General features: G+C 45.9%; 23 protein-coding genes and 1 tRNA gene. 15 read left to right on the top strand and 9 right to left on the bottom strand.

Annotated elements, in window-relative coordinates:
- The first annotated feature begins 170 nt into the window (after nucleotides 1–170).
- The 6 genes from rpmH to ACINK7_RS22480 all read left to right on the top strand — a co-directional run bounded on the left by rpmH (nucleotide 171) and on the right by ACINK7_RS22480 (nucleotide 4357).
- Nucleotides 171–305 carry a 50S ribosomal protein L34 gene (gene rpmH, locus ACINK7_RS22505; protein WP_084685550.1) on the top strand — a complete coding sequence of 45 codons (135 nt, stop codon included), beginning with the start codon at nucleotides 171–173 and terminating at the stop codon, nucleotides 303–305.
- Between the two features lie 4 nt (nucleotides 306–309).
- A complete protein-coding gene (rnpA, locus tag ACINK7_RS22500) occupies nucleotides 310–678 on the top strand; it encodes a ribonuclease P protein component (protein WP_404358896.1) in 369 nt (122 codons plus the stop codon).
- Nucleotides 660–881 carry a membrane protein insertion efficiency factor YidD gene (gene yidD, locus ACINK7_RS22495; protein ID WP_404358895.1) on the top strand — a complete coding sequence of 74 codons (222 nt, stop codon included), beginning with the start codon at nucleotides 660–662 and terminating at the stop codon, nucleotides 879–881. Before rnpA ends, yidD begins: the two co-directional genes overlap by 19 nt.
- 5 nt (nucleotides 882–886) lie before the next feature.
- On the top strand, nucleotides 887–2581 hold the full coding sequence (yidC, locus tag ACINK7_RS22490; protein ID WP_404358893.1) for a membrane protein insertase YidC: 1695 nt from the start codon (nucleotides 887–889) through the stop codon (nucleotides 2579–2581).
- 13 nt (nucleotides 2582–2594) lie between these two features.
- Entirely contained in the window at nucleotides 2595–3938 is a 1344-nt protein-coding gene (gene mnmE / locus ACINK7_RS22485; RefSeq protein WP_404361498.1) for a tRNA uridine-5-carboxymethylaminomethyl(34) synthesis GTPase MnmE, read from the top strand.
- Between the two features lie 329 nt (nucleotides 3939–4267).
- Nucleotides 4268–4357, top strand: a tRNA-Ser gene (locus tag ACINK7_RS22480).
- 424 nt (nucleotides 4358–4781) lie between these two features.
- On the opposite strand, the gene ACINK7_RS22475 is transcribed toward ACINK7_RS22480, so the two are convergent.
- The 5 genes from ACINK7_RS22475 to ACINK7_RS22455 all read right to left on the bottom strand — a co-directional run bounded on the left by ACINK7_RS22475 (nucleotide 4782) and on the right by ACINK7_RS22455 (nucleotide 8687).
- A complete protein-coding gene (locus ACINK7_RS22475; RefSeq protein ID WP_404358891.1) occupies nucleotides 4782–5168 on the bottom strand; it encodes a hypothetical protein in 387 nt (128 codons plus the stop codon).
- A 216-nt stretch (nucleotides 5169–5384) separates the two neighbouring features.
- Nucleotides 5385–5579, bottom strand: a complete 195-nt coding sequence (locus ACINK7_RS22470) for a CPXCG motif-containing cysteine-rich protein (protein ID WP_404358889.1) — start codon at nucleotides 5577–5579, stop codon at nucleotides 5385–5387.
- Complete coding sequence (locus ACINK7_RS22465; RefSeq protein WP_404358888.1) at nucleotides 5579–6409, bottom strand: SDR family oxidoreductase; 831 nt, start codon at nucleotides 6407–6409, stop codon at nucleotides 5579–5581. The genes ACINK7_RS22470 and ACINK7_RS22465 overlap by 1 nt, the downstream gene beginning before the upstream one ends.
- Before the next feature lie 5 nt (nucleotides 6410–6414).
- Nucleotides 6415–6987 (bottom strand): DUF4124 domain-containing protein, encoded by a 573-nt coding sequence (locus tag ACINK7_RS22460; RefSeq protein ID WP_404358886.1) that lies wholly within the window; start codon nucleotides 6985–6987, stop codon nucleotides 6415–6417.
- A 353-nt stretch (nucleotides 6988–7340) separates the two neighbouring features.
- Nucleotides 7341–8687, bottom strand: coding sequence for a POT family MFS transporter (locus ACINK7_RS22455; RefSeq protein ID WP_404358884.1), 1347 nt, complete (start codon nucleotides 8685–8687; stop codon nucleotides 7341–7343).
- Nucleotides 8688–9234: 547 nt separating this feature from the next.
- Here ACINK7_RS22455 and ACINK7_RS22450 point away from each other — a divergent pair.
- Genes ACINK7_RS22450 through ACINK7_RS22425 form a run of 6 tightly spaced genes read left to right on the top strand, consistent with a single transcriptional unit; the run spans nucleotide 9235 to nucleotide 16069 of the window.
- Nucleotides 9235–10203, top strand: a complete 969-nt coding sequence (locus ACINK7_RS22450; RefSeq protein WP_404361497.1) for an AAA family ATPase — start codon at nucleotides 9235–9237, stop codon at nucleotides 10201–10203.
- On the top strand, nucleotides 10203–11111 hold the full coding sequence (locus tag ACINK7_RS22445; RefSeq protein ID WP_404358882.1) for a DUF58 domain-containing protein: 909 nt from the start codon (nucleotides 10203–10205) through the stop codon (nucleotides 11109–11111). Before ACINK7_RS22450 ends, ACINK7_RS22445 begins: the two co-directional genes overlap by 1 nt.
- On the top strand, nucleotides 11111–11587 hold the full coding sequence (locus ACINK7_RS22440) for a DUF4381 domain-containing protein (protein WP_404358881.1): 477 nt from the start codon (nucleotides 11111–11113) through the stop codon (nucleotides 11585–11587). Before ACINK7_RS22445 ends, ACINK7_RS22440 begins: the two co-directional genes overlap by 1 nt.
- The gene (locus ACINK7_RS22435; protein ID WP_404358878.1) at nucleotides 11584–12564 is read left to right on the top strand and encodes a vWA domain-containing protein; all 981 of its coding nucleotides are present in this window, start codon (nucleotides 11584–11586) and stop codon (nucleotides 12562–12564) included. Before ACINK7_RS22440 ends, ACINK7_RS22435 begins: the two co-directional genes overlap by 4 nt.
- A complete protein-coding gene (locus ACINK7_RS22430) occupies nucleotides 12561–14348 on the top strand; it encodes a VWA domain-containing protein (protein WP_404358876.1) in 1788 nt (595 codons plus the stop codon). The genes ACINK7_RS22435 and ACINK7_RS22430 overlap by 4 nt, the downstream gene beginning before the upstream one ends.
- 50 nt (nucleotides 14349–14398) lie before the next feature.
- A complete protein-coding gene (locus tag ACINK7_RS22425; RefSeq protein ID WP_404358874.1) occupies nucleotides 14399–16069 on the top strand; it encodes a BatD family protein in 1671 nt (556 codons plus the stop codon).
- A gap of 141 nt (nucleotides 16070–16210) precedes the next feature.
- Here the strand turns inward: ACINK7_RS22425 and ACINK7_RS22420 are convergent, their stop codons facing one another.
- The 3 genes from ACINK7_RS22420 to ACINK7_RS22410 all read right to left on the bottom strand — a co-directional run bounded on the left by ACINK7_RS22420 (nucleotide 16211) and on the right by ACINK7_RS22410 (nucleotide 17492).
- Entirely contained in the window at nucleotides 16211–16537 is a 327-nt protein-coding gene (locus tag ACINK7_RS22420) for a hypothetical protein (protein ID WP_404358872.1), read from the bottom strand.
- Nucleotides 16538–16578: 41 nt separating this feature from the next.
- Nucleotides 16579–16950, bottom strand: a complete 372-nt coding sequence (locus tag ACINK7_RS22415) for a metalloregulator ArsR/SmtB family transcription factor (protein ID WP_341326941.1) — start codon at nucleotides 16948–16950, stop codon at nucleotides 16579–16581.
- A gap of 167 nt (nucleotides 16951–17117) precedes the next feature.
- Nucleotides 17118–17492, bottom strand: coding sequence for a hypothetical protein (locus ACINK7_RS22410; protein ID WP_404358870.1), 375 nt, complete (start codon nucleotides 17490–17492; stop codon nucleotides 17118–17120).
- Nucleotides 17493–17846: 354 nt separating this feature from the next.
- Between ACINK7_RS22410 and ACINK7_RS22405 the strand changes: the two genes are divergently transcribed.
- Nucleotides 17847–17975, top strand: coding sequence for a hypothetical protein (locus ACINK7_RS22405; protein WP_404358868.1), 129 nt, complete (start codon nucleotides 17847–17849; stop codon nucleotides 17973–17975).
- A 77-nt stretch (nucleotides 17976–18052) separates the two neighbouring features.
- Here the strand turns inward: ACINK7_RS22405 and fnr are convergent, their stop codons facing one another.
- The gene (gene fnr / locus ACINK7_RS22400; protein ID WP_404358866.1) at nucleotides 18053–18757 is read right to left on the bottom strand and encodes a fumarate/nitrate reduction transcriptional regulator Fnr; all 705 of its coding nucleotides are present in this window, start codon (nucleotides 18755–18757) and stop codon (nucleotides 18053–18055) included.
- 319 nt (nucleotides 18758–19076) lie between these two features.
- On the opposite strand from fnr, the gene ACINK7_RS22395 reads away from it, so the two are divergent.
- Together ACINK7_RS22395 and zwf are read left to right on the top strand one after the other, a co-directional pair.
- Entirely contained in the window at nucleotides 19077–19640 is a 564-nt protein-coding gene (locus tag ACINK7_RS22395) for a thioredoxin family protein (protein WP_404358865.1), read from the top strand.
- Nucleotides 19641–19726: 86 nt separating this feature from the next.
- Nucleotides 19727–21196, top strand: a complete 1470-nt coding sequence (gene zwf, locus ACINK7_RS22390) for a glucose-6-phosphate dehydrogenase (RefSeq protein WP_404358863.1) — start codon at nucleotides 19727–19729, stop codon at nucleotides 21194–21196.
- Nucleotide 21197: the final 1 nt, after the last annotated feature.

The following is a 21197-nucleotide window of genomic DNA, read 5'->3' as shown; positions in this document are numbered from 1 at the left end:
TATTTAAGAAGGTAGCGAAGAGTAAATAGATGATATTATAAAAAAAATATGCCACTATACAGCAATCAAATCAGTGCCGACATAATTGACATAAACCGGCGTTTATTCTATCATCCCGGATCTTTTTTATCCGTTTTTGTTAACAATCATCTGAACCAGGATTACAGGCCATGAAAAGAACCTATCAACCCAGTAAAATTAAACGCGTAAGAACTCACGGTTTTCGTGCCAGAATGGCGACTAAAGGCGGCCGCAAAGTTATTAACGCCCGTAGAGCTAAGGGCCGTGCCAAACTAACAGTCTAAGTGATTGACGAACAAGGTATTTAGTTTCCCGCCGCAGTTAAGGTTAAGGAAGCCTTCTGAATATAAAAAAGTCTTTACCAGACCGGTAAAATCGAGTGATGCTTATTTCACATTACTGGCGGTTAGGAATGGGTTTAATCATCCTCGACTGGGTCTGGCAATTGCGAAAAAAATCATTAAAAAGGCTGTGGACAGAAATATGCTCAAAAGGACTGCCAGGGAAAGCTTTAGACTACAACAACACGAATTGATCAATATTGATGTTGTTGTCATGGCCCGAAAAGATGCACTCAATGCATCACCGGAACAATTACAAAAGTCATTGGCAAGGCATTGGCTTAGGTTGGTAAACCGATGCGAGTCTTACTCATAGCAATTATAAAGTTATACCAATACTTTATAAGTCCATTGTTAGGTAAAAACTGTCGTTTTTATCCCAGCTGCTCCTGCTATGCCTTAGTGGCGCTCCATCAACATGGAGCCGCCCGGGGCACCTATCTTACATTCCGAAGAGTATTAAAGTGTCACCCTTTTCACGAAGGCGGGCTTGATCCTGTTCCAGAAAAAATTTGGTAAAAAGAATGGATAACATTAGATTTATATTAGTCGTTACTTTTGCAATGCTGATCTATATGCTCTATGACGCATGGCAAATCGATTACGGTCCAAAACGCGAAACTCCCGTCGCACAACAAACGCCCCAAGACCTTAAGGAAGACTTGCCTACGGCAACCGGCGAACCGCAAGCCGAGTCACGCGCTGAAGCAAAACCCATAGTTACTGAGGTAACCGAACCGGACGCTATTATTAGTGTAACAACCGATGTTCTGGCTTTGGAAATCGATCCCAAAGGCGGCACGATTCGCAACCTCGATTTGCTGAAATACCCTCGTGAAAAAGAAAACACCGCTGTTGAATGGGTTTGGAATCTGTTCGGCTTTTCGAAACCGGAAAAAGACCTTAGTCCGATCCGCTTATTCGATAGCAACGCAGAAAGATTATTTCTGGCACAAAGCGGTTTGATTGCCGGAGAGGGTTCGGCAAATGCAGCGACTCACCATAGCGTATTTAACTATGAAAAAGATCAATACTATTTAAGTGAAGATCAAGACACTATCACTGTACCGTTGACATGGACCAATAACGAAGGGCTGACTGTCACTAAAACGCTCACCTTTAAACGCGGCAGTTATGCCATTGGAGTCAATCAAACAGTCTCAAACGATTCGACACAACCTTGGACCGGCCGGCAATATAAGCAATTGTTAAGAGTTCCATATAAAGATGAAGTAGGGCATACTTTTATTAGAACCTATGCCGGCGGCGTCGTTTATACCGAAGAGAATAAGTATCAAAAAGTCAGTTTCGACGACATGGCGAGCGATAAACTGAATGTCAAAACGACAGGCGGTTGGAGCGCGATGATTCAGCATTATTTTGCTGCGGCATGGATTCCGCCCAAGGATCAAGAAAACACGTTTTATACTAAAGACCTCAAAGACTGGCGTTACGTAATCGGTTCCTATTCTCCCGCGTTTACGATCGAACCGAATTCCGATATGGAGTTTAGCGCAAAATTATTTGCCGGCCCGAAAATCCAACCGATGATGGAAAAAATCGCCAAAGGCTTGGAATTGACCGTCGACTACGCTTGGTTAACGATTATTGCCAAACCGATTTACTGGTTACTGAATCAAATTCATGGTTTTGTCGGTAACTGGGGTTTGTCTATTATCGGTGTGACCTTATGTATCAAACTGCTGTTCTTTAAATTGTCGCAAGCCAGCTTCCGATCAATGGCAAAAATGCGCAAGATTCAACCCCGTCTGAAAGAACTGCAAGAACGTTTTGCCGATGACAGACAGCGTTTCAACAAAGAAATGATGGACATGTATAAACGGGAGAAAGTAAATCCCTTAGGAGGCTGCTTACCGATATTGGTTCAGATTCCGGTCTTTATTTCTTTGTATTGGGTATTGGTCGAAACCGTTGAATTGCGTCAAGCTCCGTTTGCGTTGTGGATACAGGATCTATCGGCGCAAGATCCGTTTTTTATCTTGCCGATCCTGATGGGCATTACGATGAAAATTCAGCAAAGTCTAAACCCTGCCCCGATCGATCCGTTGCAAGCGAAAATCATGAAAATGTTTCCGATCGTATTCACGGTATTCTTTCTATTTTTCCCGGCCGGTTTGGTCTTGTACTGGGTGGTCAACAATACGCTGTCGATCATCCAACAATGGTACATCACTAAAAACCTGGAAGATGCTAAGTAAAACCTGAGTGGACATCATCGGTACCAACGATACCATTGCCGCGATTGCCACGCCGCCCGGAAACGGCGGCGTCGGCATTGTACGGATATCGGGACCGGCGGTTTCTATTATTGCCGCTAAATTAACCGATCGTCCGTTACCGCCAAGATATGCCGTATTGACACCGTTTATCGATAGCGACGGTTCATTCATCGATACGGGCATCGCCATCTATTTCCCAGCCCCGGCTTCCTATACCGGCGAAGATATTCTTGAACTGCAAGGACATGGCGGTTCGGTCATTCTCGATATACTTCTCAAACGTGTATTATCGCTTGGCTCTCGACTGGCACGGCCCGGCGAATTCACCGAGCGAGCCTTTCTTAACGGTAAAATTGATTTAGCGCAAGCTGAAGCGGTTGTCGACTTGATAGAAAGCAGTACCGAACAATCGGCGCGTTCCGCACAACAATCGATGCAGGGTGCATTCTCGAAGCAAATTAACGAATTGGTTGAAGAACTGACCGAACTCAGAATCTATGTTGAAGCCGCAATCGACTTTGTCGATGAAGAAATTGATTTTCTCGGTGACGGAGTGGTTCAAAATCGTATCGACCGACTGGTGGAAAAACTTCGAACTATCTTGTCGACTGCGCGACAAGGTCGATTGCTACGCGATGGAATGACGATCGTATTGGCCGGTAAACCCAATGCCGGTAAATCCAGTTTATTGAATGCCTTGGCCGGCCATGACGCTGCGATTGTGACCGACATTGCCGGCACTACACGCGACGTGTTGAAAGAACGTATACAAATCGACGGCATGCCGCTGCATATCATCGATACGGCAGGTTTACGCGACAGCGACAATGCCGTTGAAAAAGAAGGCATACGCAGAGCACGAGAGGAAATGAATCGAGCCGATAAAGTCTTATTGATGATCGATGCCACAGATCCCGAGCATCAATCAATACTCGAGAGCCTGCCCGAGCATGTACCTATCACAAAAATTTACAACAAAATCGATCTAATCGGCATTAAACCTGAGATTCGCGAATCCGAACAAGGCACACAGATCTATTTATCCGTCAAAAAAGAACAAGGCATTGATCTTCTCAAACAGTATTTGAAAAACAGCGTCGGTTATCAATCCGAAACCGACAATGTTTTCATAGCTCGGAGACGGCATATCGAAGCCTTACAAAAGGGTTTGAAGTTCGTTCAAAGTTCTCAAGCGCAATTACAAAATCATCAAGCCGGTGAATTAGTGGCCGAGGATCTCAGACAAGCGCAGCATTGTCTCGGTGAAATTACTGGTGCTGTTTCGTCCGATGACTTGCTAGGTCTGATCTTTTCTAGCTTTTGTATCGGAAAATAGACGAAATGGCGGCTATGAAGAACCTTATAACCGAATCGAAAATTTAAAAGTACAGCCGCAATATATTCCTGATGAAGCCGGCCAAACAGTATCGATGATTTTGTCGCTAAACGATTATCAAGAATTACTCGAAAAATTCGAGGAGTTAGTCTCAATAGTTGCACGCCAGAAAAAACCGACTTTTAATTTTGATCATGTAGTATAAGCGTTAGGTTATGATCTTCATAATTGAAAAAACGTAGAGCAAAAAATGTTAGAATTGCATAGCCTTGAATATTTCCGCTTCTAAGAGTAGACATGACAAGGTAAGATAAAATTGTATTGTTTGCGGAGGGATGCCGGAGAGGCTGAACGGCCCTGACTCGAAATCAGTGGGGGGCGCAAGTCCCACGAGGGTTCGAATCCCTCTCCCTCCGCCATTTAAACATTTCATGACAACCTTTAGCGTTTTTAAACCTTGATGCTAAAGGCGTTTCATTAAATCCTTTTCTGATTACATATAAGCTTCAGGCTATTGAATTCTGAAAAAGACACGGCAAAAAAGTACATCACACGAGCAGTGGGTAAAAGAACACGATGGTACGCTGTATAAAGTCCCCTTTTACACAAATACTCATCAAAAGCATGGATACCCAAGCCGGCGTGACCAAAAAAGGGTTTTACCGGATCTCCAGGTTGATTAAATAAACGCTGATACAAAACAAAATACCGCACTGCTTAATCACTAATTTAAAAGCAAGCAGTCATCGCGGAAATTTGAAGTGCGATAGGTATACTACTAAAAAGTAAAACATAAAAAAGGGCGCTTTTAGCGCCCTTTCTATCAGCTTGTAATTTAGATAATTAAATCAAGCCAGGTAATTCGCTATACTTTTTCAAAGCGCTTTGCAGAGCTTCTTCGACACCATCCAAAGATCCTTTTCTAGAGGCACTGCGAGCTTTTTTCAGTGGACGATTCGCGCGTGCACGAGCAACGTCAACCTTGTCATTGGCATTAATTTCTTTGCTCATATCCAGAGCTTCTTTGACTAAAGCAGCCACTTCATCGGCCGAAGAACCTGCTGCAACTGCGTCGATCGCGGCTTGAATTTTGTCGGAAGTCATTTTAATTGCTTCAGCAGGCTCATATGAAATTCTGCCTGGATCGCTTTCAGCCATTACAGGGGTAGCAACAGCGCCCATAGAGCTAGCAATAGCCAGAGATAACAATACCTTTCTTAAAAATTTCATGTCTAACTTGTCCTCATGTTGTCATAGTAACTATTATTCAGCAATGCAGCAGAAATTCCATCAAATTAAAGCTACTTAGCGTGGGCCATTCTATCGTAGATTGCCGTAATATCAAACTCAAATTAAAACAAAGCGTATCAATTCAACCAAGTATAATTGTAGGGTAATGCTGATGCTTGGCTTAGAAAGTTTATCGAATATCATTACGTTATAGGTTCAATCCTCATCGCGTTTGCAAGCAACATGTGCTTGATCGTTTTCATCGACTTCGATTTGGACGTAAATAGGAGAGCAGCAAACCGAGCAGTCTTCGTAATAACTTTGTGAACCGGAAGGGATATCCAGCAATAATGAAATCGTTTCGCCGCAGTAAGGACATTGAATCGACAATTCTTCTAGATCGCTAAACATCAAACTTTAAGTAGCAGAGTATCGAGCCAGGACATTGGTAAAATACGTTTGAGATAGCCAAATAAATAAGTAGGAAAAGTCACGTAATAACGGATTTTGGGCCGTTGCGACTCTAAAGCATGGATGACTTTTTCGGCTACCGCTTCAGGCGGCAACGTAAAAGGTACGGCAGGGCCTTCTTTTTGCAAGCGGGTTTCCATTGCGGCATAGCGCTCCTTATGAAAGCTGTTGCTAGGTTCGATATTTTTTTTGAAAAGCGCGAAGGCATTTTTACGAAAATCGCTCAGAATCGGTCCGGGTTCAATGATTGATAAATGAATGCCGGTTCCTTTAAGCTCCAGTCGTAATGTATCGGCTAAACCTTCTAATGCAAACTTACTGGCGTTATATGCGCCTCGGTAAGTCATGGCGACAAACCCCAATACCGAGCTATTGTAAATAATTCTGCCCTGCCCTTGCCGGCGCATGATCGGAATGAGCAAGTTGGTCAATTCGTGCGTGCCGAAAAAATTAGTTTCGAATTGAAACCTCAATACATCACGGCTTAAATCTTCGACCGCGCCCGGTTGGCCGAAGGCACCATTATTGAACAATGCATCGATTCTACCTTCGGTCATGATCAACATTTCGGAAACGGCTTGTCGAATCGACGCACTATCGGCAAGATCGAGCCTTATTGCTTCAAAGCCTTCCTGTCTGAGTCGGTCAACATCGTGTTGTTGTCTAGCCGAAGCAATGACACGATAACCTCGTTGTTTGAGTAGAAGCGCTGTCGTATAACCGATTCCGGACGAACAACCGGTGATTAAAATTGTTTTACTGTTAGACATTAAGATTACTGGAGTTCGGTTTCATTGAAATAAGCCGATTCGCCGTTACTACAATCCACCAAAAAAACCAAGTTTTCCGAAGTACTTCTAACATTGAGCTCCGAGGATTCGACACGATCGCAAAGTCCCGATGCCAGTTGTTTTTGTGCGGCCAACCTTCTCATACGCTCAATGTCCGGGAGGCGTGATTGAAAGTTTTGCACTAAGGGCTTTAATTTGTCGTATTCGTAAGGCGGAATAGCATAAGGAGTAAATTGAACCGGATTATTCTTAATTAAGGTTTGATTAATTTCAGTTTCTTCTTTGGCATTCGCTAAGAACTGTTCTTGTTTTTGCTGTAATTGCTGCTCGGTTAATTCCTGCTGTTTTTGCAATTCAAGTTGCTGAGCTTCTCTCTTGAGTTGCTCGCTTTTATCAATCGCGCCGCCGGTTTTAAAATTGATCTGGACACTTTGGTGATTTTCATCGCAAGGCTTGGCTTGATAGATGGTTTTTCCCAAGGCATCGACACATTTAAAAGCATCGGCGTGAGTGATAGTCGAGACCGAAATAGCCAGTATAAAAATTGAAATTCGCATTATGGTATTCTCATCGTTTTGTTATTACTGGACAATCACATAGCACAGCAAATCGAATGAAAGCAATTCAATAGTGAAATATTTATTAAGGAATATTCACAAAATAACTTTTACAAGTATTACGCATAGTGGGGGGAGGCTTGCTTGACAGGACGCCGTAAACCCACACCTAACTTCCATAGCGTATTGGCCTTGATTGATTACATAGATAATTAACCATAGACAATGAATTATGGAAGTTAGGTGCTGGGTGAATGCAGGTTTTCTGCCCTGCCGCCGACACCTGCCAATCGAGCCACCGAACCCTCTTCCACATTTGTCGAAGTTATTTCATGCCCGTCCCTAATTATAAGTCACTCTTTACTGCTTTGCTCATCCTGTAAAAAAGTTTGTTCCTGATAGCGCCGGCTCACCACTAAAAATAGTAATGCGGTAATTGACATCAGTCCGGTGAAAAACCAAAAATAAACACTTCCTGTTAATTGGCTGGAGCCGTCTGAAGGCATCATTAAAAAATTGACTGCACTGGTCAATAAATTACCGGCGGCGATAAACACGAAATAATAAGCCATGATAAAAGATTTCATCGATTTCGGTGCCTGCGTATAGGAAAACTCCAGACAAGTGATTGAAACCATGACTTCGGCCGCGGTCAATAACAAATACGCCAACAATTGCCAACCTATATGCGGCGTTAGCCCTTCATCTAATTGCATTTGAATCACCGACGGTATCGCGAATGCAAATACGGTTAAAAACAAGCCGATCGATATTTTTCTTAAGGGGGTCAAATCGAAATAACGATTCAAGAATGGATACAAGCCATAGGAAAAACAAGGAACCAAGATCATGATCAGCAAAGGGTTAGCCGCCTGAATCTGTGACGGTAGTATCTCGATACCGAATATGACTCTATCCATTTTTTGTGCCTGTAAAACCCATGAGGAGCCAATCTGTTCGAATAGAGACCAGAAAATCGCGATAAATACATAGATCGAGGTCAATTTTCCAAGAATCTTCAAACCATCATAGCTAAGCATGTCCTTGATAAAACCCATGCCGGCCGGATCAATATGTACAAAACGATAACGTCCTACCCAAAAAATAATCGTGGCCAACAACATCAATACCCCGGGTACGCCGAAAGCAAGCGACGAACCATAGTTATGCAGTAGCCAGGGAATCAACAGCATCGCGACAAAAGCACCGAGATTAATTGAAAAATAAAACCAACCGAAGACTTTGGTCATCAAGTGGCTGTTCGTGTGACCGAATTGATCGCCTAAGTGTGAAGACACGCAAGGTTTGATACCGCCTGCTCCAAACGCTATCAATGCTTGTCCGATCAAAAGTCCTAAACGGGTATCGTCGATCGACAAGGTCAAATGACCGAAACAATAAAACAGCGATAAATAAAGGATGGTTCGGTATTTACCGAACACGCTATCGGCCAGTAACGCGCCGAACAAAGGCATCAAATAAACCGCCGAAACGAATAAATGAAAATAGCCTTGGGCTTCATGCTCGGACATCAGATCGGGTTGACCCGATGCATCTACTAAATATTGGGTCATGAACACGACCAAAATAGCGCGCATGCCGTAGTAGCTAAACCGTTCGGCGGCTTCATTGGCGATGATGAAGGGAATGCCTGAGGGTAGTTCGGTAGTTTTAAGTGGGTTTTTGCGGTATTGGGACATGATTTTGAAAGAATCGGTTGCCTATAATAATAACAAATTAAAAGATTTAAAATTACTGTTACTATTAGTCAAGCTAAAATCTGTGGATAAGCCTTTTTTAATATTTTTTATCAATACTTTAGTTCTATGACTAAACTGCTTGTAAGCTTCGGTTCAAGATGTGGAGGGCTTGTGGATAAAATCGACCTGGTTAATTTATACACAGCAATACACAAGAAACTCACCGTTTATTCGCAAAGTTACCCACTTCTATGCCAGTCCTCATACAGATACAATGGGAACCTTTCGGCATAAAAATTGTTAAAGCAATTCGGTAAGGTATTAACTGCATGCCTTGTATACTTCGTGCGGTCATGTTTGCGGATTTTATGGCAATGCTATTTTGTTCGGTAGCAAGGCGCGAAAACAGGCGCATAGCAAGCTATGTAACTGTTTTCGCAACGCAGCTACCGGACAAAAGAACGCGTCAGAAAGCCGCAAATGTGGCCGCGCGAAGTATAAAATTTAGGATTTTAAATTTCATTCATTCAGGATCATGAGCGTAGACATTACTAATCAAAGTGCGATGCAAAAGCTAAAAAGCTTTATCAGTAAGCAAATTATCGGACAGGATGTATTGATAGAAAGAATGCTGATTGCGTTGTTGTGCGACGGTCATATTCTTGTTGAAGGCGCGCCGGGCTTAGCCAAGACACGAGCGATCAATGTACTCAGCAAGGGTATCGAAGGCGATTTTCATCGCGTGCAATTCACGCCGGATTTATTGCCTGCCGATTTGACCGGTACCGAAATTTACCGCCCTCAGCAAGGCACATTCGAATTTCAAAAAGGGCCGTTGTTTCATAATTTGATTTTGGCCGATGAGATCAATCGTTCGCCGGCCAAGGTACAGGCGGCATTACTCGAAGCGATGGCCGAACGGCAGATTACGGTCGGTGGCGCGACTTATCCCCTACCCGCCTTGTTCATGGTCATGGCCACGCAAAACCCGATCGAGCAGGAAGGCACTTATCCCTTACCGGAAGCGCAATTGGACCGGTTCTTATTGCATATCAAAATCGATTATCCTGAAGCCGAACACGAAAAAAGTATTTTGCATCTCGCAAGAAACGAAGCAAAAAACGCTAAGAACGGCACAACAGAATCATTCACACCTTTGACGCAACACAATTTATTTGCAGCCCGTCAGGAAGTCTTGGCTATCTACATGGCCGATAATCTTGAAGATTATTTGCTGCAAATCGTTTTGGCGACCCGCAATCCCGGCGCCTACGGCAAGGATTTGGCATCATGGCTGCAATACGGCGCAAGTCCAAGGGCCAGTATTGCATTGGACCGATGCGCCAGGGCCAAGGCTTGGCTGGCCCAACGCGATTTCGTCGGCCCCGAGGATATCCAGGATATTGCTTTCGATGTCTTGCGGCATCGCCTGATTCTATCCTATGAGGCTGAAGCCGAAGGAATCACACCTGATTATTTCATTCGCGAATTGATCAACCGGATCGCTGTTCCTTGATGCTATCGAACAAAACCGACACTCCCTCTTCAGCTGCCGACGATCGAGTCGCAGTAAGTTTGAAAAGTTTGGTCGATCTTGCACAAACGGCTGGGTCGCTTAAGTTGCATCGTTGGTCGATCCGCAGTCGGCAAACCGGCGGCTATGTATCGCGCTCGAAGGGACGCGGTATGGAATTCGATGAAGCGCGGCTTTATCAACCCGGAGACGATATTCGCAGCATAGACTGGCGGGTGACGGCCCGTACCGGAAAAACCCATACCAAGTTGTTTCGCGAAGAACGGGAACGGCCGGTATTTATTGCGGTCGATAAACGCATGGCGATGCAATTTGCGACACGAGGCGTGTTCAAATCGGTACAAGCCGCCAAATTGGCGGGGCTCTTGGCTTGGACTGCGCAGCAACATGGCGATCGCATCGGCGGGCAAGTCTTTTCCGATAACACCTGTATGGAGATCAAGCCGCAACATGGAAGGCATGCGGTTTTGCGGTTTTTTCATAGCCTGGTGCAAACCGGCGAAGGTCATTCGGTCGAATTTAATTTCGAACTTGGTTTGGCAAGATTGTCGCAACATGCACGGCCCGGCAGCCTGATTTATATCATCAGCGATTTTCGTGGTCTTGAAAGCAACGCCGAACATCATTTAAGGCGGCTCGCCCAACATAACGATGTCGTATTGATTCAAGTCTACGATCCGTTGGAAAGCAGCCTGCCTTCGGGGGGACATTTTCGACTGACCGATAGCCGGCGCGATGTGGTCATCGATACTCGGGACCGGGATCGTTTGAGCGATTACCAGCAACGTTTCAATGCGCGATGCCGCTATCTAGAAAACCTTGCGAAAAAATTCCGAATGACTTTTATTCAAAGCAGTACCGTACAAGATCCGGTGCAGAGTTTACGTTAATGAATCCACAGCCGCTTCCGTTACGCGACATTCATCTGCCGGAACCGATCGGTTTTTGGCCACCTGCGCTCGGCTGGTGGTTGGTGGCTTTGGGGGTTGTGATTTTACTCGTGTCGATGGTTTGGTTGATTCGGCGTTTGACTCGTAAAACCGCGCTGAAATCGGCGCGCCGATTATTGGCGGATTTAAAACAAGACCCGAGCCTGGATCCTGCCGAAAAGGTCAGTCGTCTGTCGATGTTGCTTCGCCGAGTAACGATTAGCTTGGCATCGCGAGAGCAAAGCGCGGGTTTAACAGGACAAGCTTGGTTGGACTATCTGGACGCCTCGCTGCCGGACAAACCCTTTAGTAACGGCATTGGCCGGCAATTGATAGAAATTCCGTACCGTAATGAATTACCACCGGAAACCGATGTCTCGGAATTATTCGAACTGTGCGAGCGTTGGCTGAAGGCTCAAAAACGAAACAAACGATGATACATTTTGAATGGCCTTGGTTGATTACGGCACTGCCCTTGCCTTTATTGGTCCGCTGGTTGCTGCCGCAAGATTCGCCGCAACAACAAGCAGCATTGAAAGTTCCTTTTTTGGAAGATTTTTCGGTGTGCGCAGCGCAGGCATCAATAAAATCAGCGCGCTGGCCGCTGGTGATCGCGGTAATAGCTTGGATCTTGTTGGTATTTGCCGGCATGCGTCCGCAATGGCTCGGCGAACCGGTCGAACAAACGATCAGCGGACGTGATTTGATGCTTGCGGTTGATTTATCGGGGAGCATGGAAGAACAGGACTTTATCATCAACAAACAACGAGTCGACCGGCTCACGGCGACGAAATGGGTCGCCGGCGATTTCATCGCGCGCCGAACCGGCGATCGAATCGGTTTAATTTTGTTCGGAACTCAGGCTTATCTACAAGTGCCTTTGACCTTCGACCGTAAAACGGTCGTGACTTTATTAAACGAATCGGTGATTAGTTTGGCCGGTGAAATGACGGCGATCGGCGATGCGATCGGTTTGGCGGTTAAAAGACTAAGAAACCAAGATGATACAAGCCGCGTATTGATTTTGCTGACCGACGGCGCGAATACCGCAGGTGAAGTCACGCCGTTGAAAGCGGCGGAATTGGCTGCCGAACATGATCTAAAAATTTATGCCATCGGCATCGGTGCCGACGAAATGATCGTGCGCAGTTTTTTTGGTTCCCGTAAAGTCAATCCATCGATGGACTTAGACGAAAAGACCTTGACCGAGATTGCAGAAAAAACCGGCGGACGTTATTTTCGCGCTAGAAACACCGAAGAGCTTGAGCAAATCTACGATATTCTTGATCAACTCGAACCGGTCGAGAAAGACAAACAGTATTTTCGGCCTCGTAGCGAATTATTCCATTGGCCGCTGGCAATTTCCCTAGTTTTGGCCGGCATCATCGCGACGGCGAGATTGAGAGTATCATGAGCGACTGGCAATACTTTCATTTTATCCGGCCGTGGTGGCTGTTGGCGATAATACCTTGGTTTGCGGCCTTATTGTTGACGCTAAGACATAAACTACAGCGGGGTAATTGGTCGACGGTTTGCGACGAGCCATTGCTGCCCTATATCCTGCAGGACAAAGTACAAAATCGCAGCAGAATGACCTTGACCGCCGGAGCATTGGCGGCTTTGCTTGCTATCTTCGCCTTGGCCGGACCCACCTGGGAACGCTTACCCTCCCCTGTTTTCCGCGACGATTCGGCGTTGGTGATCGGCTTGGATTTATCGCGCTCAATGGATGCGGCCGACCTAAAACCGAGCCGGCTCGAACGCGCCCGTTTCAAAATCGCCGACATCCTGAAACAACGGAAGGACGGCCAGACCGCGTTATTGGTCTATGCCGGCGATGCCTTTACCGTGACTCCGTTGACAGCCGATACGCAAACGATTGCCAGTCAATTGTCGGCATTGACGACCGACATCATGCCGGTACAAGGCAGCAATTCCGTTGCGGCGCTAAATCATGCGGTCGATTTGCTGAAACAAGCCGGTATGCAAAAAGGCCATATTCTCTTGGTAACCGATGGCGCCGATGTCGATAAAACCGAAGCCGCGGTAAAAAATCTGGGCGCTTATTCCTTATCGATACTCGGAGTCGGCACGTCCGAAGGTGCGCCGATCGGTGCGCCGGGCGGCGGTTTCATCAAGGACGGACAAGGCAGCATTGTCGTTCCGAAATTGAATGCCGGCGCATTGAGCAAATTAGCCGCGCTCGGTAACGGTATTTACCGGACGATCAGCCCGAACGACAGCGATATAGAAACCCTGCTGAGTGCATTTGAAAACCGGCAAGTTCAAAGCGATGCTGGGGACGATGACTTATTACTGGAATTATGGGCGGAACGCGGCCCTTGGCTACTGTTACTGATTTTGCCGTTGGCGGCATTGAGTTTCCGAAAAGGCGTATTATCGATTGCGATGCTGCTGGTTTTGCCTTTTTCGAACCGGGCCGAGGCGCAGGATTGGCAAAGTTTGTGGAAAACGCCGAATCAACAAGCGCAACAGGCTTTTGATGCCGGAGACTACGAACGAGCGGCCGGTTTGTTTAATGATCCGGAATGGAAGGCCGTCGCCGAATATAAGTCAGGATCGTACGAACAAGTTCTTGAAACACTCAAAGATAGCGATAGCGCGCGCACTCATTACAACCGAGGCAATGCACTAGCGCAATCGGGACGTTTGGCCGATGCCGTCACGGCCTATGAGGAAGCGTTGAAGCTCGATCCTGATCACGAAGACGCGGTTTACAATAAATCCGTTGTCGAAAAAGAATTGGAAAAACAACAGCAAGAACAGCAACAAGGCCAAAACGATAAGAATCAACAGCAAGATTCCGAGCCATCGTCCGAACAAAACGAACAAGGCGAGCCTTCGGAAGAGTCCGGAGGCGAACCCCCAGATCAAAAAGAACAAGAGGACGGTCAAGACCGGCAACGTTCATCGCCCGAACCTCAGGATATTGAAGAAGGACAAGACGATTCGGAACAAGATGAAGGTCAAGTTCAAGAGCAAAACGACGAAACGCCCGACGATCAAGTAAAAGAAGAAGCGGCAAGCCAAGAAACCGAGCCGGCCGATGAAGCTAAACAAGCCAGCGAACAATGGCTGAAACGTATTCCGGATGATCCGGCCGGCTTGTTGAAACGTAAATTCCAATATCAATACGGCCGCCGCGGCCGGCAAAAGCAACAAGACGAAGCTTGGTGACGACGATGAGGATAGCGACAAAAAAAAGGCTCTCGATAGAGAGCTTCTTGATGCTGATGCTGATAGTGTTTAGCTTATTCGCGACTTTCAAGGCACAGGCCGCAAACATCGATGTAACGGTCGATCGTAGCCCGGTCGGCTTGAACGAATCGTTCCAGATTACTTTTATTGCCGATGAAACGCCGGACGATCAGCCCGACTTCGCACCGCTCGAAAAAGATTTCGAGATACTCGGCCGGAGTCAAAGCAGTAGTACATCGATCATTAACGGTCAATACAGTAAGACGCAGCAATGGAAATTGTCGGTCATGGCTAAACGCGGGGGCGAATTGACGATACCGGCCATTGCTTTCGGCAAAGATCGTAGCAATGAGGTTTCCTTGATGGTGACCGAAACCGGTAGCCGTGAGATTCAGGCCGCTGATGACGATCTGTTTTTGGAAGTCGAAGCCACGCCGGAAAATCCTTATGTCCAATCCCAAGTTCTCTATACCTTGCGTTTCTATCGCCGAGTGTCAATCACGCAAGCCCGGTTATCCGAACCGGAATTAGATAATGCCGTCATCGAAAAGCTTGGCGAGGACAGCAATTACACAACTCAAATCGGCGGTATCGGTTATCAAGTCACCGAGCGTAAATATGCGATTTTTCCGCAGCAAAGCGGTACTATGACGATAGCGCCCTTGCAACTCGATGCCGAAGTGATTACAGGAGGCCAGTCTCGGTTCAACGGTTTTTTTAATCGACAAAGTACAAAGTTGAAACGTATTAACTCAAAACCCATTACCCTCGAGATCAAACCGATTCCGGAAACTTTTATCGGCGCTCATTGGTTGGCTGCCGAAAATTTGAGTCTGAGTCAGGAGTGGTCCGGCAATATTGCTCGAATGAGAGTCGGCGAACCGCTCACCCGAACGTTACGCATTGCCGCTCAAGGCGCGACGGTTGGCCAATTGCCCGAGTTGCATAAGCAGCCGAAACAAACCGATCTGAAAACTTATCCGGATCAACCAGTGTTGAATGAAAATAAAGATCCTGAAGGCATTAAGGCGCTACGCGAAGAAAAAATCGCGTTTATTCCCGGAAAAGCCGGTCAATACACACTGCCGGCGATCGAAATATCGTGGTTCAATACCCGCACCGGACAAGTCGAAATCGCTAAATTACCGGAAACAACGGTGATTGCCGAAGGCGCAATGACGGCAAACGAGTTGCCGCCCCCCGCATCGATTGCCGAGTTTAAAGTTCAGGCAGATACCGCAAGTTCCAAGAGTCCACCGCAGTCATCCAGGCAATCCGATTATTGGATGTGGGCGGCGCTGTTTTGTGCTGTCGGTTGGCTGGCAACCGGACTTTATTTTGGCTTACGCCGTCCGGTCAAGTCCGAAGGAAAAGTGCAAGACCCGATTCAACAGTCCTTGTCTGTATATGTTAAATCCTTGAAAAAAGCCTGTGCCGAAAACGATTCTCAAGCGGCTAAGAATGCCTTGATCGGTTGGGGTCGGGAAAAATACAAGGTCGCCAGTCTAGGTGACTTGGCCAATCATTGCGAGGCCAGATTAAGAGACGAGATCATGCACTTGAATGCATGTCTTTATAGTGCCGACCGGCTAGACTGGCAAGGTAAAAAGTTATTCCAGGCTTTTTCCGAGCATAAAGCTAGAGAACAATTCAGCGATAAGCCGGTAGACAACGAGTTGGAGCCTTTGTATCGCTTATAAAAATCGAGCCTTTACTACACGGTAAAATTTTTTAAACCGATGAACTGGTACAACCCGGCACCAAATTCGAAGTCATTAGATCATCTTGGTGCCGGGTCTGTTGAGAGTGAATCGAAACCTCGACAGAAATTTTCCGTATCGTCAGTTGATTATCGTTACGGGTCCGTGATCGTCGCAGTGATCCCCGTGAGGGTGATGTAAACGACCATTGACGATGTAATCGATGTGATCGCCATGCGGAATGGCCGCGTGCCCGCATCCTTCATGACCGCAAGCGCAGTCTAACGGCGCACAAACGGCCGGGTTGGTTTCTGTTACAGCAATGACGTGTTCGTCGTAATGGTCTTGATGCGCATGATGCAAATGGCCGTCATGTAAATAATCTACATGACCGTCATGTTCGATACGCATATGACCGCAATGTTCGTTATGAACGTGCTTGTGTTCGGTATGAATGTGATGTTTCATGGAGCAATCTCCTAAATATAAAGGGCGATAACGCCTTGATTTTAACAATCCAAATGTTCGCGGCTGCGTTGAAACAAGTCTCGAACATGGTCGTCAACCAGTCGATAGAAAGCATGTTTTCCGGATCGACGGAACTGTACCAGATGCAAGTTACGGAGCAATCGCAACTGGTGTGAAATAGCCGATTGGCTCATATCTAATAAATTGGCCAAATCGTCCACGCATAACTCGGTGTGCAGGAGTGCGGCAATGATCCTTACCCTAGTAGGATCGGCTAAAGCTTTAAACAAGTCGGCCAATCGACCGGCTTCGCTCTCATTGGGCAAGTCCGGTATGGCCTTGGCCAACAACTCGGGATGCGTCTCTTGCCCATCGCAGCAGTCCTTAGCGCCTAGGCCAGGCGAATTAATCATATCAATATCTGCTCATATGTTCATCTATATATACTTGAGATAAGTATTTTATCTAAATGTTCTTGTTTACACCCTTTAGGATTTCGTAATAAATATACCCATCGTAGATGAAAATTCGGCCTTGGGTACCCGTCAAAGGACGCCGTAAATACGTCCATGTAGGGGCTCTATGCCCGCTCCATGCTGGCAAAGCCTTTACCAAGCACCCCAAGGCCTCCTCCGACAATGCCGAAATTTGAAGTGCGAAAGGTATAACATCCTGGAACTATGAGCGTTGTTGAGGGTACGGTAACTCGCTTGGCAGGACGCCGTGAAACCATCCGTGTAGGCTTGACGGCGGTGACTGATTGCCATGGATGGTATGAATGCAGATTTTGCATTACGCCATGGATGGCGTGTATTAGGGCACCAACATTAGGCGCTTTAGGCGATGCAGGGCAGAAAAATGCTCCTGCATTTTCTGCATTCGTTACATCCTTGTAACTCAGCAATTGCCGAGGAGCAAAAATCTGCCCTGCCGCCAACACCTGCCAATCGAGCAACCGAACCCTCCAAAAATAGGGAAGTTAGTTATGACCAAACCCTTACGAGTTTAATTTCGGCACTAGGATGCCCTTCAAAGGATGTTGTCCTAGTAGAGACTCTATGCTTTATCTCTTATGTGTTGTGAGGGATTGTCAAAGGCTTTGGGAGCGGCAGGGATCGCGTGTAGAAGGTGGTGTTGCCGAGGAACAAATGCCGACCAGCAAAGCGTTTAACAATTGATCTATATCAATCAGCGATTAACTAATAATGTAATAATAATTATACCCATAAGGGTGTTAAGTTTTATTGATCGATCGATTCGATTGAGCAAGGAACAATACGTTTTAACTCACAATTGAGAAAAGTTTATTATGAAAATTATTAGCCGTTTGTTTTTAGCCATTATTGCAGTTTCAGCTTTAGCCGCTTGCAGCGAATCCGGTCAAGGTCCCAGCCGGCCGTCCGACTCTGCAAATTCAGCGCAAATGATGTTGAAATAACGACTTTCCGTTGCGAGTTGAACCGAGGTTTCCGCTACTCTTTAAGGGATTATGCGGTAGCTTCGGTTCAATAACAATTATTCGACAATGACTTTTAAAGAGTCCATATTGTTAATTTTGACGTTGCGTCGATTGATGGTAATGATTCCTTGATGGTTCAGTTCGGCAAGCAAACGGCTAACGGTTTCGTTAGTGATACCTAAAAAATTAGCGATATCTTGCCGTTTCATCGTCAAATTGAATTCGGTTTTCGAAAACCCTAAGGCATTGTATCGATGCGATAGCCTTAATAGAAAGGTCGCCATTTTTTCTTTGGCGGAACGATGACCTAATAACAAAATCAGATTATGATCGGATTCGATTTCCTTACCTAATACGCGCAGCATTTGAGATTGCAAACTAGGAATCAACCGGCATAACTTATTAAGCTGCGATAGTGGCAATTCGCATACCTTGCTTGTTTCAAGCGCTATGCTCGAGCTTGTGAAGCGCCCATGCTGAAAAGCGTCAAACCCCATTAATTCCCCGGGTAAATAAAATCCAATTGTTTGTTCCGCGCCATCCTCACTGTATATAAAACTTCTGAACGATCCTGTTTTAACGACGAATAAACTTTGGCATTTTTCGTCCTGTTGATAGAGATATTGATCGGTTAACAGTGGCGCTTTGTTTTTTACGATTGTCTCGAACTGTTCCAGCTCGGATTTCGGTAAGCCGTAAGGAAGACATAGCTCGACTAGTCTGCAGTCTTGGCATAATGTTTCGTATGGGTCATAGTCCATCGTTACTGTCATTTTTGGAATTGGGATGAAATCGTCGGCCGCCAAGATAGCTCAAAAAGAGTCAGTTATCCATTGGTAATAGTCATTGACAAGCATACTCCGCAGCTAACAAAGTTGAACGATTCTTCATTAAATGAAGGGATTAAAACCAATAGGACCGGATATTTCATAGACAATTCAACAATGCCGGCTAAAGGGTTCATAAAGTAAAACCCGTCATTTGCAAAGCGGCGTAGCTATTCATGTTTGGGTTAAGGCTTTATAATTCCGCTTTCGATATGATTTAAGATTATCCAAGCAAGACATAGGAGTGTATAGAATGGCAGCGACCAAATCTAATATGATGCCTTTAGGAACCCGTGCTCCGGATTTCGAATTACCCGATACCGTGACCGGAACGACTAAAACGCTTCAAGAATTGAAAGGTGAAAAAGGTACGGTGATTCTCTTCATGTGTAATCATTGCCCTTATGTTCTGCATGTCAAAGATCAATTGATCACCATTGCTGAGGAGTATCGAGCACAGGGCATTAGCACGATTGCGATCAGCGCTAATGATATCGTCAATTATCCGCAGGACGCGCCGGATAAAATGCAAACAATGATGCGGGAATGGGGCAATCCTTTCGCCGCTTATCTTTACGATGAAAGCCAGTCTGTTGCGAAAGCCTATCAAGCTGCTTGCACGCCGGATATTTATGTATTCGATGCAGCCCTATCTTGTGTTTATCGCGGACGCTTGGACGGGTCGACCCCTAAAAACGATGTGCCGTTGACCGGTAGCGATTTACGCGCGGCCTTGGATAACTTACTGGCCGAAAAATCCATCGATCCGCAGCAAGTTCCGAGCATCGGTTGCAATATCAAATGGAAAGATAAATGAACGTAGGGAAGCGGTTTCAGTTTTTCTTTCATTTTTTTCAAATCTAATTAAGTAGCCGAAAATCGGTTTATTCTTCATCAAATTCAATGAAATCAAATCAAAAATTCAAACCGTGTGACCTGGTCATATATGGCGCATTAGGCGATTTATCGACGCGCAAATTATTAATTTCGTTATATCGGCTCGAAAAATCCGAATTGATCGAGCCCGAGACTCGTATCATCGGTATTGACCGTCATGTTCTCGAAGAGGGCGGTTTCATTAAAGTCGCTAGGAAAAGTTTACAGTCTTATCTGAACGAGACGATCGACGATGAAGTCTGGCAGCGTTATTCGGCTCGAATGCAATATCTCATGATCGATCTAACTCAGCTCGATCAATATAAACAATTGAATGCAGTTATCGATTCTAAATCCAGGGTACTGGTCAATTATTTAGCCGTTGCGCCGTTTTTGTTCAAAAATATTTGCCAGGGTCTCGATAAAGCGAAAATTTTGACTCGAGAATCGCGAGTGGTGATGGAAAAACCGATCGGCAACGATCTGAATTCCAATCGGGAAATCAACGATGCCGTTGCTGAAGTGTTTAACGAGGATCAGGTATTCCGTATCGATCATTATTTAGGAAAGGAAACGGTTCTGAATCTGTTGGCCTTACGGTTTGCCAATTCGATTTTTACGACCAATTGGAATCACAATACCATCGATCACATTCAAATTACCGTTGGCGAGGAAGTCGGAATCGAGGGCCGTTGGGAGTATTTCGATAAAACCGGGCAACTACGGGATATGCTGCAAAATCATTTATTGCAGATCCTGACCTTTATCACAATGGAACCACCCGCGTCGCTGGAAGCCGAAAGCATTCATAGCGAGAAAATCAAGGTGTTGAAAGCCTTGCGTCCGATTACCGCCGACAATGTCGAAGAAGTGACCGTGCGAGGGCAATACACCGCCGGTTACATGAAAGGACAAGCCGTGCCGGGCTATACCGAGGAGGAAGGTGCCGATAAGGAGAGTACCACCGAAAGCTTCGTCGCGGTGCGCGTCGATATCGATAATTGGCGCTGGGCCGGCGTGCCGATATATCTGCGTACCGGAAAGCGCATGCAAAATAAGCGCACCGAAATCGTCGTTTATTTCAAGCGCTTGCCGCACAATATCTTCAAGGACAGTTACCGCGAATTGCCACCGAATAAGTTGATCATTCATTTACAGCCGAAAGAAGGCGTGGAAATCGAAATGCTCAATAAGGTACCCGGTATAGGCGGCAGTATCACGTTACAACAGAATAAACTCGATTTGAGCTTTTCTGAAACGTTCAAAAACAGTCCGTTTTTCGGCGGTTACGAGCGGCTGATTTTGGAAGCGATGCGCGGCGATCCGACCTTGTTCCTGAGTCGGCAGGAAATCGAACAGGCTTGGGCATGGGTCGATTCGATACAAGATGCTTGGGCGCGTAGAAAAATTGCGCCAAAACCCTATTCCGCAGGAAGTTGGGGGCCGGTCGCGTCGGTCGCATTGTTGGCGCGTGACGGTCGTGCTTGGGAAGAGTAAG

It is taken from the genome of Methylotuvimicrobium sp. KM1, assembly GCF_044788715.1.
Taxonomy (GTDB): domain Bacteria; phylum Pseudomonadota; class Gammaproteobacteria; order Methylococcales; family Methylomonadaceae; genus Methylotuvimicrobium.
The sequence above is the reverse complement of the archived record's forward strand: the minus strand, read 5'-3'. Positions and strand labels throughout refer to the sequence as shown.